This is a genomic window from Amycolatopsis sp. cg9, assembly GCF_041346945.1.
Classification (GTDB): Bacteria; Actinomycetota; Actinomycetes; order Mycobacteriales; family Pseudonocardiaceae; genus Amycolatopsis.
The window spans coordinates 3,178,626-3,203,402 of sequence record NZ_CP166850.1 but is presented as its reverse complement, the minus strand read 5'-3'; the positions used below and the strand labels follow the sequence as shown (position 1 = coordinate 3,203,402).

The following is a 24,777-nucleotide window of genomic DNA, read 5'->3' as shown; positions in this document are numbered from 1 at the left end:
ACACACCCATCGGAGAGTTGAGCTAGGCAGACTCAACTAACCGAGGAGTGCACATGTCCGACACCCGCCTCCTGCCCGTGCTCCCGCTCGATGACGACGTCGTGCTGCCGGGCATGGTCGTCCCGCTCGACCTGAGCGACACCGAGACGCGGGCCGCGGTGGAGTCCGCCCAGGCCAAGACCCCGGCCCAGGCGTCCTTCCCCGGCATCCGGTCGACCGGCGCCGCCAAGGCCGAGGTCCTCATCGTCCCGCGCGTCCACGGCGAGTACGCCGAGTTCGGCACCGTCGCCACGGTCGAGCGCATCGGCCGCGTGCCCGGCGGCAAGGCCGCCGTGCTGCTGCGCGGCACGTCCCGCGCGCTCGTCGGCCGGATCGCCGACGGCCCCGGCGCCGCCCGCTGGGTGCACGCCGAGGACGCCCCCGAAACCACCGACGACCAGACCGCGAAGCTCGCGGCCGAGTACAAGGCCGTCGTCATCTCGATCCTCCAGCAGCGCGGCGGCTGGCAGCTGATCGACGCCGTCCAGCAGGTCGAAGACGCGTCCGCGATCGCCGACCTCTCCGGCAACGCGCCGTACCTCGACACCGACCGGAAGGTCGAGCTGCTGACCACGCTCGACGTCAGCGCGCGCCTGGAGAAGGCGCTCGAGTGGAGCAAGGAGCACCTGGCCGAGCTCGAGGTCACCGACACGATCCGCAAGGACGTCGCCGAGGGCATGGAGAAGCAGCAGAAGGAGTTCCTGCTGCGCCGCCAGCTCGAAGCCATCCGCAAGGAGCTCGGCGAGCTCGACGGCACCGCCGAGGACGACGACTACCGCGCCCGCGTCGAGGCCGCCGAACTGCCCGACGCCGTCAAGAAGGCCGCACTGGCCGAAGTGGACAAGCTGGACCGCACGTCCGAGCAGTCCCCCGAGGGCGGCTGGATCCGCACGTGGCTGGACACCGTCCTGGAGCTGCCCTGGAACGAGCGCACCGAGGACGTCTACGACATCGCCGCCGCCCGGGCGGTGCTCGACGCCGACCACGCCGGCCTCGACGACGTGAAGGAACGCATCATCGAGTACCTGGCCGTGCGCAAGCGCCGCGCGGAATCGGGTCTCGCCCCGGTCGGCGGGCGTCGTTCCGGCGCCGTGCTCGCCCTCGCGGGCCCTCCCGGGGTCGGCAAGACGTCGCTGGGTGAGTCCGTCGCGAAGGCCATGGGCCGCAAGTTCGTCCGCGTCGCACTGGGCGGCATCCGCGACGAGGCGGAGATCCGCGGCCACCGCCGCACGTACGTCGGCGCGCTGCCCGGCCGGATCGTCCGCGCCATCAAGGAAGCCGGCTCGATGAACCCGGTCGTGCTGCTCGACGAGATCGACAAGGTCGGCGCCGACTACCGCGGCGACCCGACCGCGGCGTTGCTCGAAGTGCTGGACCCGGAGCAGAACCACACGTTCCGCGACCACTACCTCGAGGTCGAGCTGGACCTGTCCGACGTCGTGTTCCTGGCCACGGCCAACGCGCTCGAGACCATCCCCGGCCCGCTGCTGGACCGCATGGAGCTCGTCACGCTGGACGGCTACACCGAGCACGAGAAGGTCACCATCGCCCGCGACCACCTGCTCCCCCGCGAGCTGGAGCGCGCCGGCCTGGGCACCGCCGACGTGGTGCTGACCGACGCCGCGTTCAGCCGGATCGCCACCGAGTACACCCGCGAGGCGGGCGTGCGCAACGCGAACCGGACCATCGCGAAGGTGCTGCGGAAGATCACGACCAAGGTGGCGCTGGACGAGGTTTCGCTGCCGCTGACGGTGGACGCGCCCGACCTGGACACCTACCTGGGCCGCCCGCGGCACATCCCGGAGTCGTCGCTGCCGGCCTCGACCCAGCGCACGGCGACCCCGGGCGTGGCGACCGGCCTGGCGGTGACCGGCGCCGGCGGTGACGTCCTCTACATCGAGGCGTCGCTGGCCGACGAGGAGTCCGGCGCGTCCGGGCTGCAGCTGACCGGCCAGCTCGGCGACGTGATGAAGGAGTCGGTGCAGATCGCGCTGTCGTACCTGCGGTCGCACGGCGCGGAGCTGGAGCTGCCGGTGGGCGACCTGAAGAAGCGCGGCATCCACGTCCACGTCCCGGCGGGCGCGGTCCCGAAGGACGGGCCGTCGGCGGGCGTCACGATGACGACGGCGCTGGCGTCGCTGCTCTCGGGCCGCGTGGTCCGCGCGGACGTCGCGATGACCGGCGAGGTGTCGCTGACCGGCCGGGTCCTCCCGATCGGCGGCGTCAAGCAGAAGCTGCTCGCCGCGCACCGGGCGGGGATGAAGACGGTGATCATCCCGCAGCGCAACGAGCCGGACCTCGACGACGTCCCGGCCGAAGTGCTGTCCCAGCTGGACGTCCACGCGGTGGCGAACGTCCGCGAGGTCCTCGACCTCGCACTGACCCCGGCGTCCACGCCGGTTCCCCAGGCGGCGTAACCCCGAGCGCCGCCACCTGACGAACGGCCGGTTTCCCCCTTCCCCCCAGGGAAACCGGCCGTTCGCGCACGCTCAGAGCCGCCGGGCGGCGATCAGGTACCCGGTGCCGAGCCGGCCCGCGATCCCGCGCGCGACCGTCCTCTCCGGACGGTCCGGCCGGCGGACGAGCCGGTCGAACGGCGGCAGCAGCGCGGTGACGTCGTAGAAGAGCGTGTCCTCGGCCTGCAGCCCGGCCCGCCACAGCTCGTGGCGCAGCCGCCGCGGCGCGTAAGCCCGGATCCCGGTGCGGCGCGCCCCGTGCCGCCGCGGGACGTGGAAAGCTTCTTCGAGCCCGCCGAGCATCCGGCGCGCCGGCCAGTACAACCCCCATTCGACGAGCCGGTACGGACTGCGCGGGTTGAGCATGGTGACGGCCACGAGCCCGCCGGGCCGGACCACGCGGGCGATTTCGTGCAGTGCGGGCCCGATGTCCACGTATTCGAGCACGCCCATCGCGAGCGCGATGTCGAAAGCGCCGTCGGCGAACGGCATTTCCCGGATGTCACCGACGGAGAAATCCGCACCTTTTCCGGCGCGCCGCCGGGCGGCGTCGACCATCGCGGCGGACCGGTCGCACCCGGTCACGGCGAAGTCCCCCGGCCGGTCGTCGAGCAGGTGCCGCACCATCATCCCCGGCCCGCACCCGACGTCGAGGAGCGCGCCACCCGGGTGTTCCCGCAGCACCCGGTCGACGGCGTGGAGCCGCGAACGGTGGTACCGCGCGGCCGGCCCCCACCCGGAGTAGGCATCGGCGTAGTCGGCGACGAGCTCGGCATCGGCGTACTGGACCCGCACGAGCTGCTCGCGCGTCGGGTCTTCGAGCGTCCCGCGTACCGGCATGCGCACCTCCACTGGATTGTCCCCTGCCCCCTGCAGGGGTCGGGAGGATCCCGAAGGCCGTTACCGATTCAAGGAAATACTTCGAAATGCGGGCGAAAGGGCGAATGAATCTTCACCCGTTGCGCGGCACAACGCCCGCCGAATCGTGTGGTCAATCGCAGCACGGCGTTATTCATCGACAATTCACACAATCGCGGCATAGCTGACGAACGACGAAAAAGCCCCGTGTCACGGCTCACATCGTGACACGGGGCTTTCCCGGGGTGGCGGGTGAGGGATTCGAACCCCCGTAGGCGTAAGCCAACTGGTTTACAGCCAGTCCCCTTTGGCCACTCGGGTAACCCGCCAAGGCCGGGCGAACCGGCCGGGGAGAAGCTTACCCAACGGGTCCGGGCGGGGGTCAACCGGGATACCCATCCCCCGGTGGGGGCTAGGCTGGGTGGCCCCTGACAAGCGAGTACGAGGTGTGAGGACACGTGGCGGATCCCTCTTTCGACGTCGTGAGCAAGGTCGACCGCCAGGAGGTGGACAACGCGCTCAACCAGGCGAGCAAGGAGCTCGGAACGCGGTTCGACTTCCGCGGCACGGGCACGACGATCAACTGGTCCGGCGAGGAGGCGATCGCGATCGAGTCCGAGACCGAGGAGCGCGCCCTGGCCGCGGTCGAGGTGTTCAAGGAGAAGCTGATCAAGCGCAGCATCTCCCTGAAGGCGTTCGAAGCGGGCGAGCCGGCCCTCTCGGGCAAGATCTACAAGATCGGCGGCAAGATCCTCCAGGGCATCGCTTCGGACAAGGCGAAGCAGATCGCGAAGTTCATCCGCGACGAAGGCCCGAAGGGCGTCCAGGCCCAGATCCAGGGCGACCAGCTGCGGGTGTCGGGCAAGAAGAAGGACCAGCTGCAGGACGTGATCGCGTTGCTGAAGGGCAAGGACTTCGAGATCGCGCTGCAGTTCACGAACTACCGCTGACGTCGGCGCGGGCACCCGGCCACCGGGTGCCCGCTCAGGACGGCGTCAGCGTCCAGCTCGCCTCGTACCCGTTCACCTTCAGGTACCCCGGCCCCCGGACGTCCCGCTCCACCTGCACGTCCCCGATCTGGTTCAGCAGCAGATCGCGGAAGTCGCCCGCGTTGATCCACAGCGCGATGTTCCCCCGCGTCTTGGCCGCGAACTTCACTTTCGACACCCCGGCCGGCAGCCGCAGGACCGCCTCGCCCCTGCCTTTCGACTCCTGCCCCGCCACCGCCGTCGGCAGGCTCCGGAAGTCCGAGATCGTCGCCGTCCACGCCGCGTTCGCGTGGACCGTCACCCGCTTCGTCGGCCGGTCCTCGTACGTGTTCAGCCACGTCGTGCCCTTGTACGCGCCGATCGCGTTGACCAGGCCGTGCTCGCCGCCGTCGGAGTCGATGATCACGTTCGACGTGCACTTCGGGCAGTCGAACGTGAAGAACCCCATCTGGTCGGCCGGCCAGCTGGTCTCGAACTCGCCGCTGCCCTTGCCCGTGTGCGTCTCCGCCGGCACCTCGCGCGGGGCCGGGGGCGCCGTCGACGTCGGCAGCTGCGCCGAAGCGGCGGGCGAGGCCGTCTCGATCGTCCCGTAGCCGCCGCCGGGTGCGCAGCCCGCCGCGAAGACCACAACGAGCACGCCGAACAGCCGTAGTTTCATCGTTCCCCCTCGGGGCCACCACTCGGCCCTCCGGTGATCTTTCGACGTTCTCCGCCGCCGCGTTACCGTCACCCAGCGCAATTGATCACCCGATGGCGCACAGCAAACCCCCCGAACGCGCGAATGGGCCGTGTGACTGTCCACGGCGGACCCGATCAGCGTGTTGTAATCGCGCGGTCACCGCGTGGAAGAGGGTCAGGATGCGCCGTTTTCTCGTCTTCGTGCTGCCGCTGACGCTCCTCGCGACGCTGCTCACCCCCGCGAGCGCGGCCGAGCGCAAGCAGCTCGTGCCCGGGTACGGCTCGTACGCGCGGCTCATCCGGCTCGACCACTCGATCATCGGCCGCGGGCGCATCATCGCCACGCTGACCAGCGAGGACGCCGGCGGCAAGTTCACCCCCGTCATGGAGAGCACGGACGAGGGCGAGTCGTTCCACAAGATCGGCGAGATCCACGACCCCGACGGCCGCTACGGGATGTGCTGCGGCACCGTCTACGAGCTGCCGCAGCGGGTCGGCAAGCTCCGCGCCGGCACGCTGCTGTGGGCCGCGTCCTACCGGCAGGACGCCGGTCCGCAGCGCCGCGTCGGGATCCGGATCTGGGCCAGCAAGGACGGCGGCCGCGCGTGGAGCTTCCTGGCCGAGGCCGCGCGGTCGCACAACATCGACGGCATCTGGGAGCCCGAGTTCACGGTCGACGCCGGCGGCACGCTCTGGCTGCACTACGCCGACGAGACGCAGGCGCCGAAGTACGCGCAGGTGCTGAACCGGGTCGCCTCGACCGACGGTGTGACCTGGGGCACCAAGCAGCTCACCATGGCGATCCCGCCGGACCGCGTCCGCCCCGGCATGCCGATCATCCGGCGGCTGCCCGACGGCCGCTACTACTTCGCCTACGAGATCTGCAACTACCGCGACCGCTACTGCGACCCGTACTTCAAGATCTCGGCCGACGGCGCCAACTGGGGCGACCCCGCCGACCCCGGCACCCGGGTGAACACCGCGAACGGCAACTACTTCCAGCACGCGCAGACCATCACGCTGTTCCCCGGCGGCCCGAACGGTGTGCGGATCGTCATGGTCGGGCAGATCTACACCAACGCCAAGGGGAAGCCGCAGCCGAACAACGGGCAGGTCCTGCTGGCGAACGACAACTTCGGCACCGGTCACTGGTACGAGCTGCCCGCTCCCGTGCACATCACCGGCATCTACAACAACTTCTGCCCCAACTACTCCTCGACGCTGCTGCCGGTCGACGGCGGCAAGAACGTGCTGGAGGTCGCCACCGAGTACAACCTGGGCTGCAAGGCCTACTTCGGCAAAGGACCGGCCTTCTAGCGCTTCTCGATCGGCCGCACCGGCCCAGCCCGTAGGGTGGGGACGCAGTCGTGGCCGAGGAAAGGGAGGCAGTTCATGAAGGGCATCGTGCTGGCCGGAGGCAGCGGGACCCGCCTGCACCCGATCACGCAGGCGGTGTCGAAGCAGCTGCTGCCGGTCTACGACAAGCCGATGGTCTACTACCCGATCTCGGTGCTGATGCTGGCCGGGATCCGCGAGATCCTCATCATCTCCACCCCCACCGACCTGCCGATGTTCCGGCGGCTGCTGGGCAGCGGCGACCAGTTCGGCGTCTCGTTCTCCTACGCCGAGCAGCCCAGCCCGAACGGGCTGGCCGAGGCGTTCGTGATCGGCGCGGACTTCATCGGCGACGACGACGTGGCGCTCGTGCTCGGCGACAACATCTTCTACGGCCAGGGCTTCTCCAGCCGCCTGCAGCAGGCCGTGCGCGAGCTCGACGGCTGCGTCCTGTTCGGCTACCCGGTGAAGGACCCCGAGCGCTACGGCGTCGGCGAGGTCGGCCCGGACGGCAAGCTGCGCACGATCGAAGAAAAGCCCGAGAAGCCGCGCTCGAACAAGGCGATCACCGGGCTGTACTTCTATCAGAACGACGTCGTCGACATCGCGCGCTCGCTGAAGCCGTCGAAGCGCGGCGAGCTGGAGATCACCGACGTCAACCTGACCTACCTGCGCCAGGACCGCGCGACGCTGGTCGAGCTCAGCCGCGGGTTCGCCTGGCTCGACACCGGCACGCACGACTCGCTGCTCGAGGCCGGCCAGTTCGTGCAGGTGCTGGAGCACCGCACCGGCGTGCGCATCGCGTGCCTGGAGGAGATCGCGCTGCGGATGGGCTTCATCGACGCCGACGAGTGCTACGCGCTGGGCGCGAAGCTGGCGAAGTCCGGCTACGGCGACTACGTGAAGGCGGTCGCCGTCGCGGCGGGGGCGTCGGCCTAGAGCCCGCCCGGCCCGCGGCGGGCCATCTCCTCGAGCCGCCGGATCCGGTCGGCGATCGGCGGGTGGGTCGAGAACAGCTTGCTCAGGCCCTCGCCGGGCCGGAACGGGTTCGCGATCATCAGGTGCGACTGCGACACCAGCTGCGGTTCGGCGACCAGCGGCCGCGCCCGCGTGCCCGCGTCGAGCTTCCGCAGCGCCGAGGCCAGGCCCAGCGGGTCGCCGGTGAGCTCCGCGCCGGACGCGTCGGCCTGGTACTCCCGCGACCGGCTCACGCCCATCCGGATGACCGCGGCCGCGATCGGCCCCACGAAGATCAACATGAGGCTGACCAGCGGGCTGCCGTCGCGGTTGTTGCCGCCGAAGAACAGCGCGATGTTCGCGAGCACGCTGATCACGCTGGCCAGCGCGCCGGCGACGCACGAGATCAGGATGTCGCGGTTGTAGACGTGGGACAGCTCGTGCCCGAGCACGGCCCGCAGCTCGCGCTCGTCGAGCAGGTCGAGGATGCCGGTGGTGCAGCAGACGGCCGCGTGCCGGGGGCTGCGGCCGGTCGCGAACGCGTTCGGCGCGACCGTCGGGCTCAGGTAGAGCTGCGGCATCGGCTGGCGGGCGACGTGCGCCAGCTCGCGCACGATCCGGTACATCGCGGGCTGCTCGACCTCGGACACCGGCCGCGCCCGCATCGCGCGCAGCGCCAGCTTGTCCGAGTTGAAGTAGGCGTACGCGTTCATCCCGAGCGCGATGACCAGGCCGATGACCAGGGCGCCGCGCCCGAACAGCCCGCTGATCGCGACGATGATCGCCGACAGCAGGCCGAGCAGCAACGCCGTCTTGAGTCCGTTCTGGTGCCCGTGCACGCGCGCTCGCCTCCGTCCGCTCTGGAAGTGGGTTACCCATCGGAAACAACGCGATCGGGCGACGCGAAGTTCCTTCACATGAGGATCGCGCGGGTTACCCTCGGGAGGCGAGTTGATCACGAGCGGAGGCGCCGATGCGAGGTCGCCCGATAGGCCGGAGGACCCTGTTCGCGCTGGTCACGGCGGGTGCCGGGGCACTGGTCCTGCCCGGGGTGGCACGCGCGGAGGAGGTCCGCTCGATCGACGTCGGCGGCACGCCGACCGGGGTGGCGGTGAATCCCGTCACGGGGCTCGCCTACGTCGCCGATCCCGAGTCGGGCGCGGTGTCCGTCGTCGACCCGAGGAGCGCCTCGGTGGTCGCGCTGGTCCACGTCGGCGGCGAGCCGGGTGACGTCGCCGTCGACGCGAAGGCCGGGCGGATCTACGTCGCGAACCCGCCGGCGGGCACCGTGGTGGTGCTGGACGCCCGCACGCACGACCTGGTGAGCGTGGTCGGCGCCGGGACGGGCGCGTCGGCGCTGGCGGTGGACGAGCAGGCCAACCGCGTCTACGCGGCGAGCGCCGGTACCGGCACGCTCGCCGTGCTCGACGGCGTCAGCTGCACGCTGGCGGCCCTGGTGCCGGGCCCGAAGCCGAGCCTCGCCGGGATCGCCGTCGACCCCGGCCGCAAGCTGGCCTACTGCGCCAGCACGGCGACGGATTCGGTCGAGGTGTTTTCGATCGACAGCGGCAAGTTCGTCGCCAGCGTGAAGGTCGGGGCGCGGCCGACGGCCGTCGCGGTGCACGCGGCGAGCGGCACGGTGTACGTCGCCAACTCCGGCATCCACCACATGTCCATTGTGGACGCGGCCACCCACGCCGAGCGCAAGACCGTGTTGCTGCGCAGCGAATCCTCCGCGCTGGCCGTGCACCAGGGCACGAACACGGTGTACACCAACGGCGGCCAGAACGGCCTCAGCCGGGTCGACGGTGCGACGGGCACGCTGACCGGCGAGCTGTCGCTGGGCGTCAACCCCGGCGACGTCGCGGTCGACCAGCGCACGCGCGCGGTGTGGGTCACCGATCCCCTGAACGGACGGGTTTCGGTCGTCGGCGATTTCTGAGCCCGCAGCTGGGGCGACTCCAGGTATACGGTCGGAAAGCATGAAACTCGGACTGCAGATCCCCGACTTCACCTGGCCGAACGGGGCGTCCGCGCTGGGCGCCGACCTGGCCGCCGTCGTCCGCACCGCCGACAGCGCGGGCTTCGACTCCATCGCCGTGATGGACCATTTCTTCCAGATCGGCGGGGTCGGCCCCGTCGAGAACGACATGCTCGAGGCGTACACGACCCTCGGCTTCATCGCGGCGCACACCGAGCGCGCCAAGCTCCTGACGGTGGTCACCGGCGTCCTCTACCGCCACCCGGGCCTGCTGGCCAAGGCGATCACGACCCTGGACGTCCTCTCGGGCGGCCGCGCGATCCTCGGCATCGGCGCGGGCTGGAACGAGGACGAATCCCGCGGCCTCGGCTTCCCGTTCCCGCCGGTCGCGGAGCGCTTCGAGCTGCTGGAGGAGAACCTCCAGTACGTGCTCCAGATGTGGGCGGACGGCGACGAGCCGTTCAAGAGCAAGCACTTCGACGCGTCGAGGCTGCTGAACGTCCCGCAGGCCCTGTCGGACCCCCGCCCCCCGATCATGATCGGCGGCGGCGGCGAGAAGAAGACGCTGCGGCTGGTCGCGAAGTACGCCGACCAGTGCAACCTGTTCAACAGCCCGGAGCTGGAGCACAAGCTCGACGTCCTCAAGCAGCACTGCGAGAACGAGGGCCGCGACTACGACTCGATCACCAAGACCGTCTACCACATCCTGGACATCGGCGAGGACGGTTCGAAGTCCGGAGAGTTGCTGGCGGAGCTGGAGCGCCTGCACGGGCTGGGCATCGACGTGGCCCTGGGCATGGTCCCGCACGTCCACAACCCGGCGGTGCTGGAGAAGTTCGGCACGGACGTGATCCCGGCGGCGGAAAAGATCTGAGCCGCGGGTTCGCTGAGGCCTCCGCGGTGCGGCGCGGGGGCCTCAGCGCGTTCTGCTTCAGAACCGGATCAGCTCGGCGAGCGCGTCATGTGCCTGTCCGCGGAGCAGCTCAGCCACCCTCGCCCGCTCCTCCGGGCTTTCGTCGGGATCGTCGAAGTATTCGTCCACATCACCGAAAAGCCGTTGGAGGACGTCGTAGGCGGCTTGGTCCCGAATCGTTTCGTCCGCTTTGGCGAGTGCCAGATAGCGCGTCTCGAACTCGGGAGCGCCGATGGCACCTGAAACGAAGAGGTCGATCACCTCGACGTACGGCCGCAGATCGGTCCGGACCTTCGCCGGATCCACGTGCTGCGTCATTTCAGAGCGACCCCCGTTTCACGACGTTCTCGAGCTGCTGCGGGTTCAGCTTCCAGCCGGTCCAATACGTGCCGTCGGGTCGCAGGACCTCACACACCCGCGAAGACCGGTTGTAGATCAGAATAGCGGGATCGCCGCGATAGGTGCCGGCGAGGTTCACCTCGTTCGCCGGATCTTCGGCGAACCGCCGGAGCGCTTGCTCGTACTCTTTCGCGGCCGCGCGGCTCCAATTGGAGTCCACTCCGAAGTCCTTCGCGTGTTTGAAATGACTTTGCAGCTGCTTTTCGGGGTACTTCGGCTCCGGCTTCCGCGAGGGCTGCTCACCGAGCTCGTCCCCGAGCTTCGCGGTGTCCGCCTGCTCGATGTTCGGCTCCGGGGTGTTCTCGATCGCCATCGCCATGGCCGTCAGCCCGCCCGCGACCGCGCCGAGGACTTCCGCGCCTTCGAGCGTTGCCACCGCGCCGGCCGACAGCTCCGCGATCGGGGCCGCCAGCACGCCGATGACGTCGATCCCCAGTAGTTCGGCCGCGCCCGCGAGGACGTCGAACGCGCCCTCGGTGAGGATGCTGACGATGCCGGCGATCGCGAGCCCGAGCCCGGCGCCGTCGACCACGTCGCGGACCGAGTCTTCGATGCGCTGGCGGGTGTCGACGACCCAGACGCGGAAGTCCGCGAAAGCCGTCGACAGTTTTTCGAGAAATTGCGGGAGCACGAAGAAGATCGCGGAATCATGGCCGCCCGCCAACCGATCCCAGAAGGCGTTGAGCGCATCCACGTCCGCGGAGTCGTTGTTCTCCACCAGCGTGAACATGCGGTTCTTGAGGTCGGCCACCAGCGCTCGGACGGCGTCGCCGGCTTGCTCGAACGCCATCTGGATGTTCGTCAGCCTGCCCGTGTCGGCGTTCGGCACGTACCGCGCGATCTCGTGCGGCAGCCACCACTGCTCCGCGCCCAGCAGGCTCGGCCACGCCGGGTCACCGCCTGCTTTCGGCGGAACGAGCGGCGTCCACGGCGGCTCGCCCGGCCGGGGGTGGGACCGGTTGTCCGCGGTCCAGTGGTTCAGACCGGCCTGATCGATCCCCGCGGCGACCGAGCCGAGCACGTCGTAGGCGCGGAAGAACGCCGCGACCGCCGTTCGCATCGCGCTCCGGTACCCGCGGTCGAAGGCCTCCGCTCCGTCACCCGCACCCGCCGCGCCGGCGTTTCCGTCCAGCGCCGCGAACAGGTCCAGCCGGATCCGGTGCAGCCGCTCCTGCCCGTCGGCCAAGTCCAGCGCGACGGCGTGGAAGTCCTCGGGGGTGACGTCGACGACGCCCTGCGGCGCCCCGCCGTCATCGATCCGCGCCACGCCAGATGTCCAGGTTCGCCGACAGCGCGGCACCGTGGTTGTCGTGCGCGGTCAGCACGAGGTCCCGCATTCGCGGCAGATCGGCGTGCAGTTCGCGCGCCGCGGCCACCCAGTCGGCGTACCGCCGCGCGAAGGCGGACTGCCCGTCGCCGAGCCACTCGCCGAGCGCGTCCCTCAATTCCTGTTCGAGCCGCGTGAGCAGCTCTTCCGCCTGGTCGAAGGCGGTGTCGAGCGCCTGTGCCTGGTCCCGCAGCGCCGAAAAATCCACCCGCAGCGTGCCCACCTCACCCTCCCCGGTGACGGAACGCTTTCTGTTCATCACGCTAACGGCAGAGCGGCGGGTAATCGAACAGTAAAATCAACCGTCCTTCGCGACGACGCGGGTCAGCGCCGCGACGCCGATGCCGACCACCGCCAGCGCGATCCCCGCGACCACCCACCCGACCAGCGCCAGCACCACGCCGGTGCCCGCGAACAGGGCGAACTCCACCAGGAAGCGGGCCGGTTCCGGGAGCCGGCGGCGGGCGCGCGGAGCGATGAACAGACCCCAGAGCGCGGCGGCCACCAGCGGCAGCAGGACGGCGTCGACGATCGCCAGCGCCACGCCGCTGCCGAGCTGGGTGCCCGCCAGCGCCAGGCCGCCGAGCAGGGCCAGCTCGGTGAGGAAGCGGATCGTCAGCACCACACCCGCGACCGCGCTCAGGCGGGGACCCGTCTCCGAAGTCATCCGACCAGCCTAGGACCGGTCCACTGTGGACGTTACGGGTCCGGACGGGTACCCTCGGTGATCTCCGCCACAGTTTGCCGCTCCAGGTTGCGGTTCCGAATCGGTCCACCAGGCCCACACGCGTCGCTGTAACGGCGATCCGTTCCTGCTCGACGTGTTAAGCGCACATCGCGACCGCGAGCCAAGGAGCCTGGTAGATGACCACATGTCGACTCTGCGGTTCGACAAACACGGCCAGCGTCGTCGACCTCGGCGCGACTCCCCCGTGTGAGCGATTCTTGACCGCCGAACAGCTCGACGAGGCGGAAGCCACCTTCCCGCTCCACCTGAAGGTGTGCACCGACTGCTGGCTCGCCCAGATCCCCCCGCTGATCGACCCCGACGAAACCTTCACCGAGTACGCCTACTTCTCGTCCTTCTCGACGTCGTGGGTCGAGCACGCGAAGCGGTTCGTCGACGGCGCGGTCGAGCGGCTCGGGCTCGGCGAAAAGTCCTTCGTCGTCGAGGTCGCGAGCAACGACGGTTACCTGCTCAAGCACGTAGTCGGCCACGGTGTCCGGTGTCTGGGCGTGGAACCTTCGGTGAACGTCGGGCAAGCCGCGCGCGACGCCGGCGTGCCCACCCTGACCGCGTTCCTCTCCGAAGAAACCGGCCTGCAGGTCCGCGAGGAGCACGGGCCCGCGGACCTCGTCGCCGCGAACAACGTCTACGCGCACATCCCCGACGTCCTCGGCTTCACGAAGGGCCTGCGGGCGCTGGTCGCCGACGACGGCTGGGTCTCCATCGAGGTCCAGCACCTGCTCACGCTGATCGAAAAGAACCAGTACGACACGATCTACCACGAGCACTTCCAGTACTACACGGTCGAATCCGCGCGGCGCGCCCTCGCGACCGGCGGCCTGACCGTGGTCGACGTCGAACTCGTGCCGACGCACGGCGGGTCGATCCGGCTGTGGGCGCGGCCGGCCGAGGTGGCGGGCGAGCCCAGCGAGCGGATGACCGACGTGCTGGAGCGCGAGAAGGCGGCCGGGCTGCACGAGCTGTCCGGGTACACCGAGTTCGCCGAGCGCGTCACCCGCGTGCGGCTGGACCTGCTGAAGTTCCTCATCGAGGCGCGCAACGACGGGAAGACCGTCGTCGGCTACGGCGCCCCCGGCAAGGGCAACACCCTGCTGAACCACTGCGGCATCCGGACGGACCTGCTGCAGTACACGGTCGACCGCAACCCGTACAAGCACGGCCGGTTCACCCCGGGTACGCGCATTCCGGTGCTGCCGCCGGAGCGGATCGAAGCCGATCGGCCCGACTACGTGCTCGTCCTCCCGTGGAACCTCCGGGAGGAACTGACCGAACAACTCTCCTACATCGGGGCCTGGGGCGGAAAGCTCGTGTTCCCGATCCCCCACTTGGAAATCGTCGAGGTGCAGTGACGTGAAGGTCGTTCTCTTCTGCGGTGGCTACGGGATGCGGATGCGCAACGGCGCGGCCGACGACGTCCCGAAGCCGATGGCGATGGTCGGGCCGAGACCGCTCATCTGGCACGTGATGCGCTACTACGCGCATTTCGGCCACACCGAATTCATCCTGTGCCTCGGCTACGGCGCGGCGCACATCAAGAACTTCTTCCTGAACTACCAGGAAACCATTTCCAACGATTTCATCCTGCGCAACGGGCAGGCGGAGCTGCTGTCGACCGACATCGCCGACTGGACGATCACCTTCGTGCAGACCGGTATCGAGTCGCCGATCGGTGAGCGCCTGCGCCGCGTCCGCGACTACCTCGACGGCGACGAAATGTTCCTCGCGAACTACGCCGACGTCCTGTCCGACGTCCCGCTGCCCGACATGATCGAGCGGTTCTCGAACACCGACGCGGGCGCGTCGATGATGGTCGTCCCGCCGCAGTCGTCGTTCCACTGCGTGGAGATGGACGAAGGCGGCATGGTCGGCTCGATCACCGCGGTCAGCGAAATGCCGCTGTGGGAGAACGGCGGGTACTTCGTGCTGCGCCAGGAGGTCTTCGACCACATCCCGGAGAACGGCGACCTGGTCGCCGACGGCTGCGGCGAGCTGGCCAAGCGCGGCCGGCTGCTGGCCTACCCGTACCGCGGGTTCTGGAAGCCGACCGACACGGTCAAGGAGCGCGCGGCGCTCGACGACGCGTACACGCGCGGCAAGAAGCCCTGGGCGCTCTGGGAGCAGCCCGTCGCGAGCACCGCGTGATCGGGCTGCGGCCGGGACGGCTCGGCGGCGTCGTCGCACTCGGCGCGCACTGCGACGACATCGCGATCGGCGCCGGCGGCACGCTGCTGACGCTGTGCGCGTCCCGGCCGGGCCTGCGCGTCGACGCCCTGGTCCTCTCCGGCGGCGGTACGCCCCGCGAGGACGAGGAGCGGGCGGCCCTGGCTGCGTTCTGCCCGGGCGCGCAGGTCGACGTCACGGTGCTGAAGCTGCCGGACGGGCGCTTCCCGGCGCATTGGGAAGAGGCCAAGAACGCGCTGGAGGAGCTGCGGCGGCGGACCGACCCGGACGTCATCCTGGCGCCGCGGACCGACGACGCGCACCAGGACCACCGCGGGCTCGCGAAGCTGGTGCCGACGGCGTTCCGCGACCACCTGGCGCTGGGCTACGAGATCGTCAAGTGGGACGGCGACCTCGGCGCTCCCTCGGTCTACCAGCCGCTCGACGACGACGTCGCCGAGGAGAAGGTCCGGCTGCTGCAGACGCACTACGCGTCGCAGCGGCACCGGCCCTGGTACGACCGCGAGGCCTTCCTCGGGCTCGCCCGGATCCGCGGCATCGAAGCGGCCGCGAAGTACGCCGAAGCGTTTTTCGTCAAGAAACTCACTCTCGACCTGAAGGGCTGAATCCGATGCGGGTGTTGCTGACGGGGCACAAGGGCTACCTGGGGACGGTGATGGCCCCGGTGCTCGCCGCCGCCGGCCACGAGGTCGTCGGCCTCGACTCCGGGCTGTTCGAGTCCTGCCTGCTCGGTCCGGTCCCGGCCGACCCGGCCGGCCACGTCGTCGACCTGCGGGACGTCACCGCGGAGCACGTCACCGGCTTCGACGCGGTGATCCACCTGGCCGCGCTGTCGAACGACCCGCTCGGCTCGCTCGCGCCGGAGCTGACCTACGACATCAACCACCACGCGTCGGTGAAGCTCGCGAAGCTGGCGAAGGAAGCCGGCGTCCAGCGGTACATCTACGCGTCGACCTGCTCGGTGTACGGCGCCGGCGGCGACAACCTCGTCGACGAGGACGCCCCGCTGAAGCCGGTGACGCCCTACGCCGAGTCGAAGGTGCGCGTCGAGGCCGACGTCCACGAGCTCGCCGACGACGACTTCACCCCGGTCTACATGCGCAACGCGACGGCGTTCGGCTACTCGCCCCGGCTGCGCGGCGACATCGTGCTGAACAACCTGACCGCGCACGCTCACCTGTCCGGCGAGGTGCTGGTGCTGTCGGACGGCACGCCGTGGCGGCCGCTGGTGCACGCCCAGGACATCGCGCGCGCGTTCACCGCCGCGCTGACGGCGCCGAAGGAGGCCGTGCACAACAAGGCCTTCAACATCGGCACCGAGGACAACAACGTCACCGTCGCCGAGATCGCCCAGGAGGTCGTCGAGGCCGTGCCGGGCTCGACGCTGAACATCACCGGTGAGGCCGGCTCCGACCCGCGCTCCTACCGCGTCGACTTCTCGCGCTTCCGCGCGGCCATCCCCGGCTTCGCCTGCGAGTGGTCGGTCAAGGACGGCGCCGTCGAGCTGATCGAGGCCTACCGGAAGTTCGGGCTCACCCGCGAGTCGTTCCAGCAGCTGTTCACCCGGCTCGCCTGGCTGAAGAGCGAGGGCGAAGCCGGCCGCATCGACGACACCATGCGGCGACGCTGATGGCGGGCTCGCAGCTGCGGACGGGCGCGGAGCTGCATGCCCTGGTCGAGCGACTGTACCCGATCTGCCGCAGCATCACCGGCGACGGCGTGCGGCAGACCCTGGACGTCATCGGCGAGCACATCGCGCTGGAGCGGCACGAGGTCCCGACCGGCACGGCGGTGCTGGACTGGACGATCCCGCAGGAGTGGAACATCCGCGACGCCTACGTCGCGGCTCCCTCTGGTGAGCGCGTGATCGACTTCCAGGAGTCGAACCTGCACGTCGTCGGGTACAGCGTCCCAGTGCGGCAGCGGATGCCGCTCAGCGAGCTGCGAGAGCACCTGCACACGCTGCCGGACCAGCCGTCGTGGGTGCCCTACCGGACCAGCTACTACGCCCCGGCCTGGGGTTTCTGCCTCGCGCAGGAGAAGCTCGACGCGCTGCCCGACGGCGAGTACGACGTCGTCATCGACTCGACCCTGGAAGACGGCTCGCTGACCTACGGCGAGCACGTCGTGCCAGGGCGCGTCACCGACGAGGTCATCGTGTCCTGCCACGTCTGCCACCCGTCGCTGGCGAACGACAACCTGGCCGGCATCGCGGTGGCGGTCTCGCTGGCGCAGCAGCTGGCTCTCACCCAGCCGCACTACACCTACCGGTTCCTGTTCATGCCGGGCACGATCGGCTCGATCACCTGGCTGGCCCGCAACGCCTCGCGGATCGAGAAGGTCCGTCACGGGCTGGTGCTGGCCTGCGCGGGCGACCCGGGACCGCTGACGTACAAGAAGTCCCGCCGCGACGACGCCGAGATCGACCGCGTGCTGCAGCACGTGCTGCGTTCGCGCGAACACCGCGTCGTCGACTTCTCGCCGTACGGCTACGACGAGCGCCAGTTCTGCTCGCCGGGCTTCAACCTCGGCGTCGGCTCCCTGACGCGGACGCCGTACGCGGGCTACCCCGAGTACCACACCTCCGCCGACAACCCGGGTTTCGTCTCGCCCGCGGCCATGGAGGACACGCTCGGCGCACTGCGGGACGCCGTCGGCGTCCTGGACCGCAACCGCCGGTACGTCAACCTCAGCCCGTACGGCGAGCCGCAGCTCGGCAAGCGTGGGCTGTACGACTCGCTCGGCGGCCGCAGCGACGCCAAGCAGGCCCAGATGGCGATGCTGTGGGTGCTCAACCTCTCCGACGGCGAGCACAGCCTCCTGGACATCGCCGAGCGCGCCGGGCTGCCCTTCGACATCGTCGACGTCGCCGCCCGCGCCCTGCACGACGCCGGTCTGGTCAAGGAGTGAGCGACGTGGCCAACCACCGCCGTGCACCGCGCTCGATCTTCCGATCGGGCGCGGTGCGCGCGATGGCCGGGCGGTTGAGCTGGGGCCTCGGCGACCAGGCGGTGTCCAGCCTGACCAACTTCGCCGTCGGGCTGTACGTGGCCCGCGAGCTCGGCACGTTCGCGTTCGGCATCTTCAGCCTCGCCTGGGTGACCTACGGCGTGGTGCTGAACGTGTCGCGCGGCCTGGCCACCGACCCGCTGATGGTGCGGTTCAGCGCGGTGCCCGAAGACCGCTGGCGCCTGGGGGTCGCCAGCGCGTCGGGCACCGCCATCGGCGTCGGCTGCGTGACGGGCCTGATCAGCCTGGTCGCCGGGCTGGCCGCGGGCGGCCCGCTCGGCAACGCGTTCGTCGCGCTCGCCGTGGTCCTGCCGGGCCTGCTGCTGCAGGACGCCTGGCGGTTCGCGTTCTTCGCCCGCGGCCAGGGGAAGAAGGCGTTCTTCAACGACCTCGTGTGCGGCGTCGCGCTGCTCCCGGCGCTGTTCATCGCCGGCCGGGTCGGCACGGTCGTCGCGTTCGTCCTGGCCTGGGGCATCGCGGCCGCGATCGCCGCGGTCTACGGCTGGTTCCAGACCGGGATCCTCCCGCACCCGCGCGAGCTGGCCGGCTGGCTCCGGAACCAACGCGACCTCAGCGTCCGGTACCTGGTCGAGAACGTCAGCAACAGCGGCGCGTCCCAGCTCCGCGCGTACGGCCTCGGCGCCATCACCGGCATCACCGCGGTCGGCGCGGTCCGCGGCGCCGAACAGCTCCTCGGCCCGTTCCTGGCCCTGCTCATGGGCCTCTCCCTGGTCACCGTCGCCGAGGGCGCGCGGGTGCTTCAGCGGGCGCCGCACCGGCTGAAGCACTTCTGCATGATCCTCGGCGGCGGGCAGGCCGCCGCCGCCCTGTGCTGGGGCCTCGGCCTGCTGCTCCTGCTGCCCGACCGCGCCGGCCGCTGGGTGATGGGCTCGGTGTGGGACTCGTCGTCCCCGCTGATCCTCCCGGTCACCCTGGCCGTGGTCGGCGCGAGCTTCGCCACCGGCGCGGCCGCCGGCCTCCGCGCACTGGGCGCGGCCAAGCGGAGCCTGCGTTCGCAACTGATCGCCTCCCTGTTCTACGTCACGTTCGGCATCGCCGGCGCCTTCCTCGGCGGTGCGGCCGGGTCCGCGTGGGGCGTCGCGACCGCGACGCTCACCGGCTCCGTCGTCTGGTGGCTGCAGCTGCGGCTCGGGCTGCGCGACTACGTCCCGCCGGGCGCCGACGAGCCCACCGTCGTCTTCGAGCCGATCAAAGAGCCCATCAAGGAATGAGGACTCCATGACCACCGTCCCGCGGCTGAGCCTCGGCCTCCCGGTGTACAACGGCGAGGAGTACCTCGCCGAGTCGCTGGACGCCCTGCTCGGCCAGACCTACGAAGACTTCGAGCTGGTCATCTCGGACAACGCCTCCACCGACGGCACGGACGAGATCTGCCGCCGCTACGCCGAGAAGGACTCGCGCATCCGCTACGTCCGCCAGCCGAAGAACATCGGCGCGACGCCGAACCACAACTTCGTGTTCGACGTCTCCCGCACCGAGCTCTTCAAGTGGGTCTCGCACGACGACCTGTACGCCCGCGACCTGCTCAAGCGGTGCGTCGACGCCCTCGACGAGCGCCCGGACGTCATCCTCGCCCACTGCGACCAGGCCATCATCGACGGCGACGGCCGCATCGTCCAGCCGCTCCAGTACACGTTGGACACCGCGTCCCCGCACGCGCCGGACCGGTTCCGCAGCATCCTGTTCGAGCCCGGCGGCGACGACTTCTACGGCGTCATCCGCGCCGACGTCCTCCGCCGCGTCAAGCCGCTCGACAGCTACCACCACGCCGACCGGACGTACTCGGCCGAGATGGCCCTGCACGGCCCGTTCCACCAGGTGCCCGAGCTGCTCTACTTCCGCCGCGACCACCCGGGCCGCGCGGAACGGGCCAACCCGACCATCCGGAGCCGGTGCGCGAATCTGGACCCGCGGCGCGCGAACCGGCTCCGGAATCCCACCGTCCGCCTGCTCGGCGAGTACGTCTACGGGTTCGCGGACCTCATCCGGCGCGCGCCGATCTCGGCCGCCGACAAGCGCGAGTGCTTCGGGCACCTCGGCGCCTGGCTGACCAACCGGGCGCGCTCCGGCCACGGCGAGCGCGTCGAGGACCGCGCCCCGACTGCCTCCGACGTCACCACGGTCAACGAGATCGTGGCCGGCCGGGAAAGCAGGCTCGCGTGAAGCGTGCCCCGCGCGTCGGCGTCTTCGGCCTGCTCGGCTCGGGGAACCTCGGCAACGACGGTTCCCTCGAAGCCGTGCTCGGCTACCTGCGCGCCGAACACCCGGACGCCGTCCTGACCGGCCTGGTGGGCGGCCCGGACATCGTCCGCGAGCGGTACGGCGTCGACACCACGCCCCTGCACTGGAACCAGGCCGAGTACGAGACGGCGTCCGGCCTCCGGTCGATCGTCCTCAAGGGACTCGGCAAGCTGGTCGACATCGGCCGCACGGCCGCCTGGGTCCGCGAGCAGGACGTCGTCATCGTGCCCGGCATGGGCGTCCTCGAAGCGACGCTTCCGCTGCGTCCGTGGGGTTTCCCGTATTCGCTCTTCCTCCTTTCCGCCACCGGGCGACTCTTCGGTACCAAGATCGCACTGGTCAGCGTCGGCGCGAACCACATCAGCGCGCGGGCCACCCGGACGCTCGTCCGCTGGGCCGGCCGCCTGGCCGCCTACCGCTCCTACCGGGACGACATCTCCCGCGACGCCATGCGCGCCATGGGTGTCGACACCAGCCGCGACGAGGTCTACCCCGACCTCGCGTTCTCCCTCCCCACTCCGGCCGCCGACGGCCCGCCGGGCACCGTCGGCGTCGGCGTGATGGCCTACTACGGCGGCAACGACGACCGCGCCGACGGCGACCGCATCTACCGCCACTACGTGGACACGATGAACCGGTTCGTCGCCTGGCTCGTTGACCAGGACAGACCCGTCCGGCTGTTCATCGGTGACCAGATCGACCGGCAGGTCGTCGACGAGATCCTCGAGAAGACCGCTTCCCCGCTGGTGACGGCGGCTCCGGCGGAGACCCTGGACGAGCTGATGCACGAGATGGCGGCGGTGGACAGCGTGGTGGCCACGCGCTACCACAACGTGCTCTGCGCGCTGAAGGTCGCGAAACCGACCGTCGCGATCGGGTACGCGCCGAAGAACGACGTGCTCATGGCGGAGATGGGCCTCGACGGCTTCACCCAGCGGGCGAAGACCGTCGACTTCGACCGGCTCGTCGAGCAGTTCACCGAACTCGAAAACCGTTCACCGGAACTGCGCCAAATCCTGGCGGAACGGAACGAGAACAACGTTCAACGACTCAAGGACCAGTTCGCCGCCCTTTCGGCGGCCCTCTTCGGGGGTGCGCGATGAAGGCCATTCCGGTGCCCGAGATCGAGGGCGCGTACCTGTTCGAGCCGACTCCGCACGCGGACCAGCGCGGCTTCTTCAGCCGGACGTTCGACCGCGAGGTCGTCGCGTCGGTGGGGATCGATCCGGACGGCTTCGCCCAGGACAGCCTTTCCCGCTCCCGCAAGGGAGTCGTCCGCGGGATGCACCTGCGCGGCGGGGCCGGCGAGGCGAAGCTGGTGCGGTGCTCGTACGGCGCGATCTTCGACGTCGTGGTGGATCTCCGACCGGATTCGCCCACGTTCCGCAATGTCAAAACGTTCGAACTTTCCGGTGAGACGCAGGTTTCCGTGTACATCCCGGCGGGCTGCGCGCACGGATTCCAGTCACTCACCGAAGTCTCTGACGTGTCGTACCGTATCGATCGGCCCCACGACCCGTCGGAAGACATCACAATTTCGTACAAAGACCCAGAATTGGACATTTCGTGGCCACTGTCGGTCACAATGGTCAGTGACCGGGATGAGCTCGCGCCGTCTCTCGGAGAGGCGTTGAAACCAACGAGGTGACCCCCATGGGAACGAACTTGCCCCGCTCCACGGAGGCGAACGAGCGGCTGCACCGGGTCATCCCGGGCGGTGCGCACACTTACGCCAAGGGCTCGGACCAGTATCCCGAAGGGATGGCTCCGGTCATCTCCCACGGCCGCGGCGGCCACGTCTGGGACGTCGACGGCAACGAGTACATCGAGTACGGCGCGGGCCTGCGAGCGGTCATCCTCGGCCACGCCCACCCGAGGGTCCTCGAAGCGGTCCGCGGCGAGCTCGACAAGGGCAGCAACTTCATCCGCCCGTCGATCATCGAAGCCGAGGCCGCCGAGCGGTTCCTCGAGAACGTGCCGACCGCCGACATGGTGAAGTTCACCAAGAACGGCTCCGACGCCACGACCGCCGCCGTCCGGCTGGCCCGCGCCGCCACCGGCCGCAAGCTCGTCGCCAAGTGCGCCGACCACGCCTTCTTCTCCACCGACGACTGGTTCATCGGCACCACGCCGATGAACGCCGGCATCCCGGACGAGACGACCGAGGCGACGGTGTCCTTCCCGTACGGCGACCTGCAGGCCACGGAGGAACTGCTGCAGCGCCACGACGGCGAGATCGCGTGCCTGATCCTGGAGGCGGCCGCGGCGGTGGAGCCGCCGCCGGGGTACCTGCGGGGCCTGCGCGAACTGACCACCAAGTACGGCGTCGTGCTGGTCTTCGACGAGATGATCACCGGCTTCCGGTGGTCCGCCCACGGCGCGCAGGGCCTCTACGGCGTCACGCCCGACCTCTCGACGTTCGGCAAGGCGCTCGGCAACGGCTTCGCCGTCTCGGCGCTGGCCGGCAAGCGGGACCTGATGGAGATCGGCGGCCTGCGCACCGACCGCGAGCGGGTGTTCCTGCTGTCCACCACTCACGGCGCCGAGACCCACTCGCTCGCCGCCGCGATGGCGGTGATGGACGTCTACCGCGACGAGGACGTCGTCGGCAGGCTCCACGCCCTCGGCGACCGGCTCGCCGAAGGCGTCCGCGAGGTGGCGGCCGGGATCGGCGTCGAGGACCACGTCGTCGTCCGCGGCCGGGCCAGCAACCTCGTCTTCGGCACGCTCGACGAGCAGGGCAGGCCGTCGCAGCCCTACCGGACGCTGTTCCTGCGCGAGCTGATCAGCGGCGGCGTGCTCGGACCGTCCTTCGTGGTCAGTGCCGCGCTCACCGAGGCCGACATCGACAAGACGATCGACGTGGTCGCCCAGGCCTGCACGGTGTACCGGAAGGCGCTCGACGCCCAGGACCCGACGCCGTGGATGGGCGGGCGCCCGGTGCAGCCCGTGTTCCGCAAGCACGCCTGACCCGGCACCGCCGGAGGCCGGCCGGGGAACCCGCCTCGCGGACTCCCCGGCGGGCATCGCCGACCGCGCCGCCGGGCCGGATTCACCCCCTGGGTCCGATGAGGACACCGGAGGGGGACTGCTTTCCGGCCCGTTCGTGCGTAGCTTCCTGCCATGGGCAGATCTCGTGCGGTTCTCGTCGCTGCTTGCTCGCTCCTGATCGCCGTGGCCTGCCCGGCGATCGCGCGGGCCGCCGACCGGCCCGGGCCGGTGTGCGACCACCAGCCCGCGGAGCACGAGGAAGCGCCTTCCGGGGCCGTCTCCGTCGATCCGGGCGTCGACGGAGACCTCTCCGCCCAGACGGCGGCGCACCCGCCCGGCACGACGTTCTGGCTCCGCCCCGGCACCCACACGCTCGGCACGGACGAGTTCGGCCAGGTCGCCCCGAAGGACGGCGACGTCTACCTCGGCGCCCCGGGCGCGGTCGTCGACGGCCGGGGCGTCAACCTCGCGGCCTTCACCCAGCGGGCGCGGGACGTCGAAATCCGCGGGCTCACCATCCGCGGCTTCGCCGCCCGCCAGGACCAGGGCGTGGTCAACCACGACTCCGGCGACGGCTGGCTCATCGAGAACACCACCATCGAGAACAACGCCGGCGCGGGGCTGATGGCCGGCGCGCGCCAGGTCGTCCGGCACACCTGCCTGCGCGACAACGGCCAGTACGGGCTCAACGCCTACCAGGCAGGCGACGGCATCACCGGGCTCGTCCTGGAGGGCAACGAGATCACCGGCAACAACACCGGCGACTGGGAGACCAAGGTGCCGGGCTGCGGGTGCAGCGGCGGGGCCAAGTTCTGGGCTGTGAACGGGGCCGACGTCCGCGGCAACTGGGTGCACGGCAACCACGGCGCCGGCCTGTGGGCCGACACGAACAACAACGACTTCCTCGTCGAGGACAACCTGTTCGAGGCGAACGCGGCCGAGGCGCTGTTCTACGAGACCAGCTACAACCTCGTGCTGCGCGGCAACACGTTCCGCGGCAACACGCTGGTGCAGGGCCGCGCGTTCGCCGCCCGCGGCGACAACTTCCCGGTGGGGACGGTGTACCTGTCGGAATCCGGCGGTGAACCACGCGTGCCGGCGCGGACCTCGGCCGTCGACATCAGCGGGAACACCTTCGAAGACAACTGGTCCGGGATCACGGTGTGGGAGAACGCCGACCGCTTCTGCAACAGCCCGGCGAACACGTCTTCGGGCTACTGCACCGAGGTCGCGCAGAAGTCGTCGTGCGCCGCGGGCACGATCGAGAAACCGCCCGCCTACGACGACTGCCGCTGGAAGACGCAGCTGGTCGAAGTCCACGGGAACACCTTCCGGTTCGACCCCGGCCGGGTCGGCTGCACGAGCCTGTGCGGGCGGATGGCGCTGCTTTCGAACTACGGGACCTTCCCGGATTGGTCCCCCTACAAGGGAACCGTCGTCGAGGACGCGATCACGTTCCACCAGGGAAACCGGTGGCACGGCAACTCCTACACCGGGCCGTGGGCCTTCGTCGTGCATGACACCTCCAGGACGGTCGACGCTGCGGGCTGGCGGGCGGAGCCCTACTCGCAGGACGAATGCTCTTCGTTCGACGGTGGGTCCGCCGGCTGCTGATCACGAGCTTGCCGACCGGGTCCGACAGTTTCCAGTGACA

At 70.1% G+C, this 24,777-nt stretch carries 24 protein-coding genes and 1 tRNA gene; 17 read left to right on the top strand and 8 right to left on the bottom strand.

The window, feature by feature from the left end; genetic code table 11:
- The first annotated feature begins 53 nt into the window (after positions 1 to 53).
- Positions 54 to 2,456, top strand: a complete 2,403-nt coding sequence (lon, locus tag AB5J73_RS15340; protein WP_370970382.1) for an endopeptidase La — start codon at positions 54 to 56, stop codon at positions 2,454 to 2,456.
- Between the two features lie 72 nt (positions 2,457 to 2,528).
- Here lon and AB5J73_RS15335 read toward each other — a convergent pair whose 3' ends face one another.
- Both AB5J73_RS15335 and AB5J73_RS15330 read right to left on the bottom strand, forming a co-directional pair.
- The gene (locus AB5J73_RS15335; protein ID WP_370970381.1) at positions 2,529 to 3,335 is read right to left on the bottom strand and encodes a class I SAM-dependent methyltransferase; all 807 of its coding nucleotides are present in this window, start codon (positions 3,333 to 3,335) and stop codon (positions 2,529 to 2,531) included.
- Positions 3,336 to 3,599: 264 nt separating this feature from the next.
- Positions 3,600 to 3,682, bottom strand: a tRNA-Tyr gene (locus AB5J73_RS15330).
- A 129-nt stretch (positions 3,683 to 3,811) separates the two neighbouring features.
- On the opposite strand from AB5J73_RS15330, the gene AB5J73_RS15325 reads away from it, so the two are divergent.
- Positions 3,812 to 4,303, top strand: a complete 492-nt coding sequence (locus tag AB5J73_RS15325; protein ID WP_370970380.1) for a YajQ family cyclic di-GMP-binding protein — start codon at positions 3,812 to 3,814, stop codon at positions 4,301 to 4,303.
- Positions 4,304 to 4,337: 34 nt separating this feature from the next.
- On the opposite strand, the gene AB5J73_RS15320 is transcribed toward AB5J73_RS15325, so the two are convergent.
- Positions 4,338 to 5,000: a hypothetical protein gene (locus tag AB5J73_RS15320; protein ID WP_370970379.1), complete on the bottom strand. Its 663-nt coding sequence runs from the start codon at positions 4,998 to 5,000 to the stop codon at positions 4,338 to 4,340.
- A gap of 200 nt (positions 5,001 to 5,200) precedes the next feature.
- Between AB5J73_RS15320 and AB5J73_RS15315 the strand changes: the two genes are divergently transcribed.
- A complete protein-coding gene (locus tag AB5J73_RS15315; protein WP_370970378.1) occupies positions 5,201 to 6,337 on the top strand; it encodes a sialidase family protein in 1,137 nt (378 codons plus the stop codon).
- A 75-nt stretch (positions 6,338 to 6,412) separates the two neighbouring features.
- The gene (gene rfbA / locus AB5J73_RS15310) at positions 6,413 to 7,294 is read left to right on the top strand and encodes a glucose-1-phosphate thymidylyltransferase RfbA (RefSeq protein ID WP_370970377.1); all 882 of its coding nucleotides are present in this window, start codon (positions 6,413 to 6,415) and stop codon (positions 7,292 to 7,294) included.
- On the opposite strand, the gene htpX is transcribed toward rfbA, so the two are convergent.
- Positions 7,291 to 8,151, bottom strand: a complete 861-nt coding sequence (gene htpX / locus AB5J73_RS15305; protein WP_370970376.1) for a zinc metalloprotease HtpX — start codon at positions 8,149 to 8,151, stop codon at positions 7,291 to 7,293. The two genes, rfbA and htpX, sit on opposite strands and share 4 nt — an antisense overlap.
- A 134-nt stretch (positions 8,152 to 8,285) precedes the next feature.
- On the opposite strand from htpX, the gene AB5J73_RS15300 reads away from it, so the two are divergent.
- Positions 8,286 to 9,254 (top strand): YncE family protein, encoded by a 969-nt coding sequence (locus AB5J73_RS15300; protein ID WP_370970375.1) that lies wholly within the window; start codon positions 8,286 to 8,288, stop codon positions 9,252 to 9,254.
- A 40-nt stretch (positions 9,255 to 9,294) separates the two neighbouring features.
- Positions 9,295 to 10,167 (top strand): LLM class F420-dependent oxidoreductase, encoded by an 873-nt coding sequence (locus AB5J73_RS15295; RefSeq protein WP_370970374.1) that lies wholly within the window; start codon positions 9,295 to 9,297, stop codon positions 10,165 to 10,167.
- A gap of 57 nt (positions 10,168 to 10,224) precedes the next feature.
- On the opposite strand, the gene AB5J73_RS15290 is transcribed toward AB5J73_RS15295, so the two are convergent.
- The 4 genes from AB5J73_RS15290 to AB5J73_RS15275 form a co-directional block, all read right to left on the bottom strand.
- Complete coding sequence (locus AB5J73_RS15290; RefSeq protein ID WP_370970373.1) at positions 10,225 to 10,524, bottom strand: colicin immunity domain-containing protein; 300 nt, start codon at positions 10,522 to 10,524, stop codon at positions 10,225 to 10,227.
- 1 nt (position 10,525) lies between these two features.
- The gene (locus AB5J73_RS15285) at positions 10,526 to 11,905 is read right to left on the bottom strand and encodes a colicin D domain-containing protein (protein ID WP_370970372.1); all 1,380 of its coding nucleotides are present in this window, start codon (positions 11,903 to 11,905) and stop codon (positions 10,526 to 10,528) included.
- Complete coding sequence (locus AB5J73_RS15280) at positions 11,856 to 12,155, bottom strand: WXG100 family type VII secretion target (protein ID WP_370970371.1); 300 nt, start codon at positions 12,153 to 12,155, stop codon at positions 11,856 to 11,858. The genes AB5J73_RS15285 and AB5J73_RS15280 overlap by 50 nt, the downstream gene beginning before the upstream one ends.
- Positions 12,156 to 12,230: 75 nt before the next feature.
- On the bottom strand, positions 12,231 to 12,599 hold the full coding sequence (locus AB5J73_RS15275) for a YrdB family protein (RefSeq protein ID WP_370970370.1): 369 nt from the start codon (positions 12,597 to 12,599) through the stop codon (positions 12,231 to 12,233).
- 197 nt (positions 12,600 to 12,796) lie between these two features.
- Between AB5J73_RS15275 and AB5J73_RS15270 the strand changes: the two genes are divergently transcribed.
- The 11 genes from AB5J73_RS15270 (at position 12,797) to AB5J73_RS15220 (ending at position 24,737) form a co-directional block, all read left to right on the top strand.
- The gene (locus AB5J73_RS15270; RefSeq protein ID WP_370970369.1) at positions 12,797 to 14,029 is read left to right on the top strand and encodes a class I SAM-dependent methyltransferase; all 1,233 of its coding nucleotides are present in this window, start codon (positions 12,797 to 12,799) and stop codon (positions 14,027 to 14,029) included.
- Between the two features lies 1 nt (position 14,030).
- Positions 14,031 to 14,822, top strand: coding sequence for a glucose-1-phosphate cytidylyltransferase (locus tag AB5J73_RS15265; RefSeq protein WP_370970368.1), 792 nt, complete (start codon positions 14,031 to 14,033; stop codon positions 14,820 to 14,822).
- The gene (locus AB5J73_RS15260) at positions 14,819 to 15,466 is read left to right on the top strand and encodes a PIG-L deacetylase family protein (protein WP_370970367.1); all 648 of its coding nucleotides are present in this window, start codon (positions 14,819 to 14,821) and stop codon (positions 15,464 to 15,466) included. Before AB5J73_RS15265 ends, AB5J73_RS15260 begins: the two co-directional genes overlap by 4 nt.
- Positions 15,467 to 15,471: 5 nt before the next feature.
- Positions 15,472 to 16,491: an NAD-dependent epimerase/dehydratase family protein gene (locus tag AB5J73_RS15255; protein WP_370970366.1), complete on the top strand. Its 1,020-nt coding sequence runs from the start codon at positions 15,472 to 15,474 to the stop codon at positions 16,489 to 16,491.
- Entirely contained in the window at positions 16,491 to 17,771 is a 1,281-nt protein-coding gene (locus AB5J73_RS15250) for a DUF4910 domain-containing protein (protein ID WP_370970365.1), read from the top strand. The genes AB5J73_RS15255 and AB5J73_RS15250 overlap by 1 nt, the downstream gene beginning before the upstream one ends.
- Positions 17,772 to 17,776: 5 nt before the next feature.
- Positions 17,777 to 19,102, top strand: a complete 1,326-nt coding sequence (locus AB5J73_RS15245) for a hypothetical protein (RefSeq protein WP_370970364.1) — start codon at positions 17,777 to 17,779, stop codon at positions 19,100 to 19,102.
- A 7-nt stretch (positions 19,103 to 19,109) separates the two neighbouring features.
- Positions 19,110 to 20,054 carry a glycosyltransferase family 2 protein gene (locus tag AB5J73_RS15240; protein WP_370970363.1) on the top strand — a complete coding sequence of 315 codons (945 nt, stop codon included), beginning with the start codon at positions 19,110 to 19,112 and terminating at the stop codon, positions 20,052 to 20,054.
- Positions 20,051 to 21,235 (top strand): polysaccharide pyruvyl transferase family protein, encoded by a 1,185-nt coding sequence (locus AB5J73_RS15235; RefSeq protein WP_370970362.1) that lies wholly within the window; start codon positions 20,051 to 20,053, stop codon positions 21,233 to 21,235. The genes AB5J73_RS15240 and AB5J73_RS15235 overlap by 4 nt, the downstream gene beginning before the upstream one ends.
- Positions 21,232 to 21,780, top strand: a complete 549-nt coding sequence (locus AB5J73_RS15230; RefSeq protein WP_370970361.1) for a dTDP-4-dehydrorhamnose 3,5-epimerase family protein — start codon at positions 21,232 to 21,234, stop codon at positions 21,778 to 21,780. Before AB5J73_RS15235 ends, AB5J73_RS15230 begins: the two co-directional genes overlap by 4 nt.
- A gap of 5 nt (positions 21,781 to 21,785) precedes the next feature.
- Complete coding sequence (locus AB5J73_RS15225; protein WP_370970360.1) at positions 21,786 to 23,102, top strand: glutamate-1-semialdehyde 2,1-aminomutase; 1,317 nt, start codon at positions 21,786 to 21,788, stop codon at positions 23,100 to 23,102.
- Positions 23,103 to 23,255: 153 nt separating this feature from the next.
- On the top strand, positions 23,256 to 24,737 hold the full coding sequence (locus AB5J73_RS15220; RefSeq protein WP_370970359.1) for a right-handed parallel beta-helix repeat-containing protein: 1,482 nt from the start codon (positions 23,256 to 23,258) through the stop codon (positions 24,735 to 24,737).
- Positions 24,738 to 24,777: the final 40 nt, after the last annotated feature.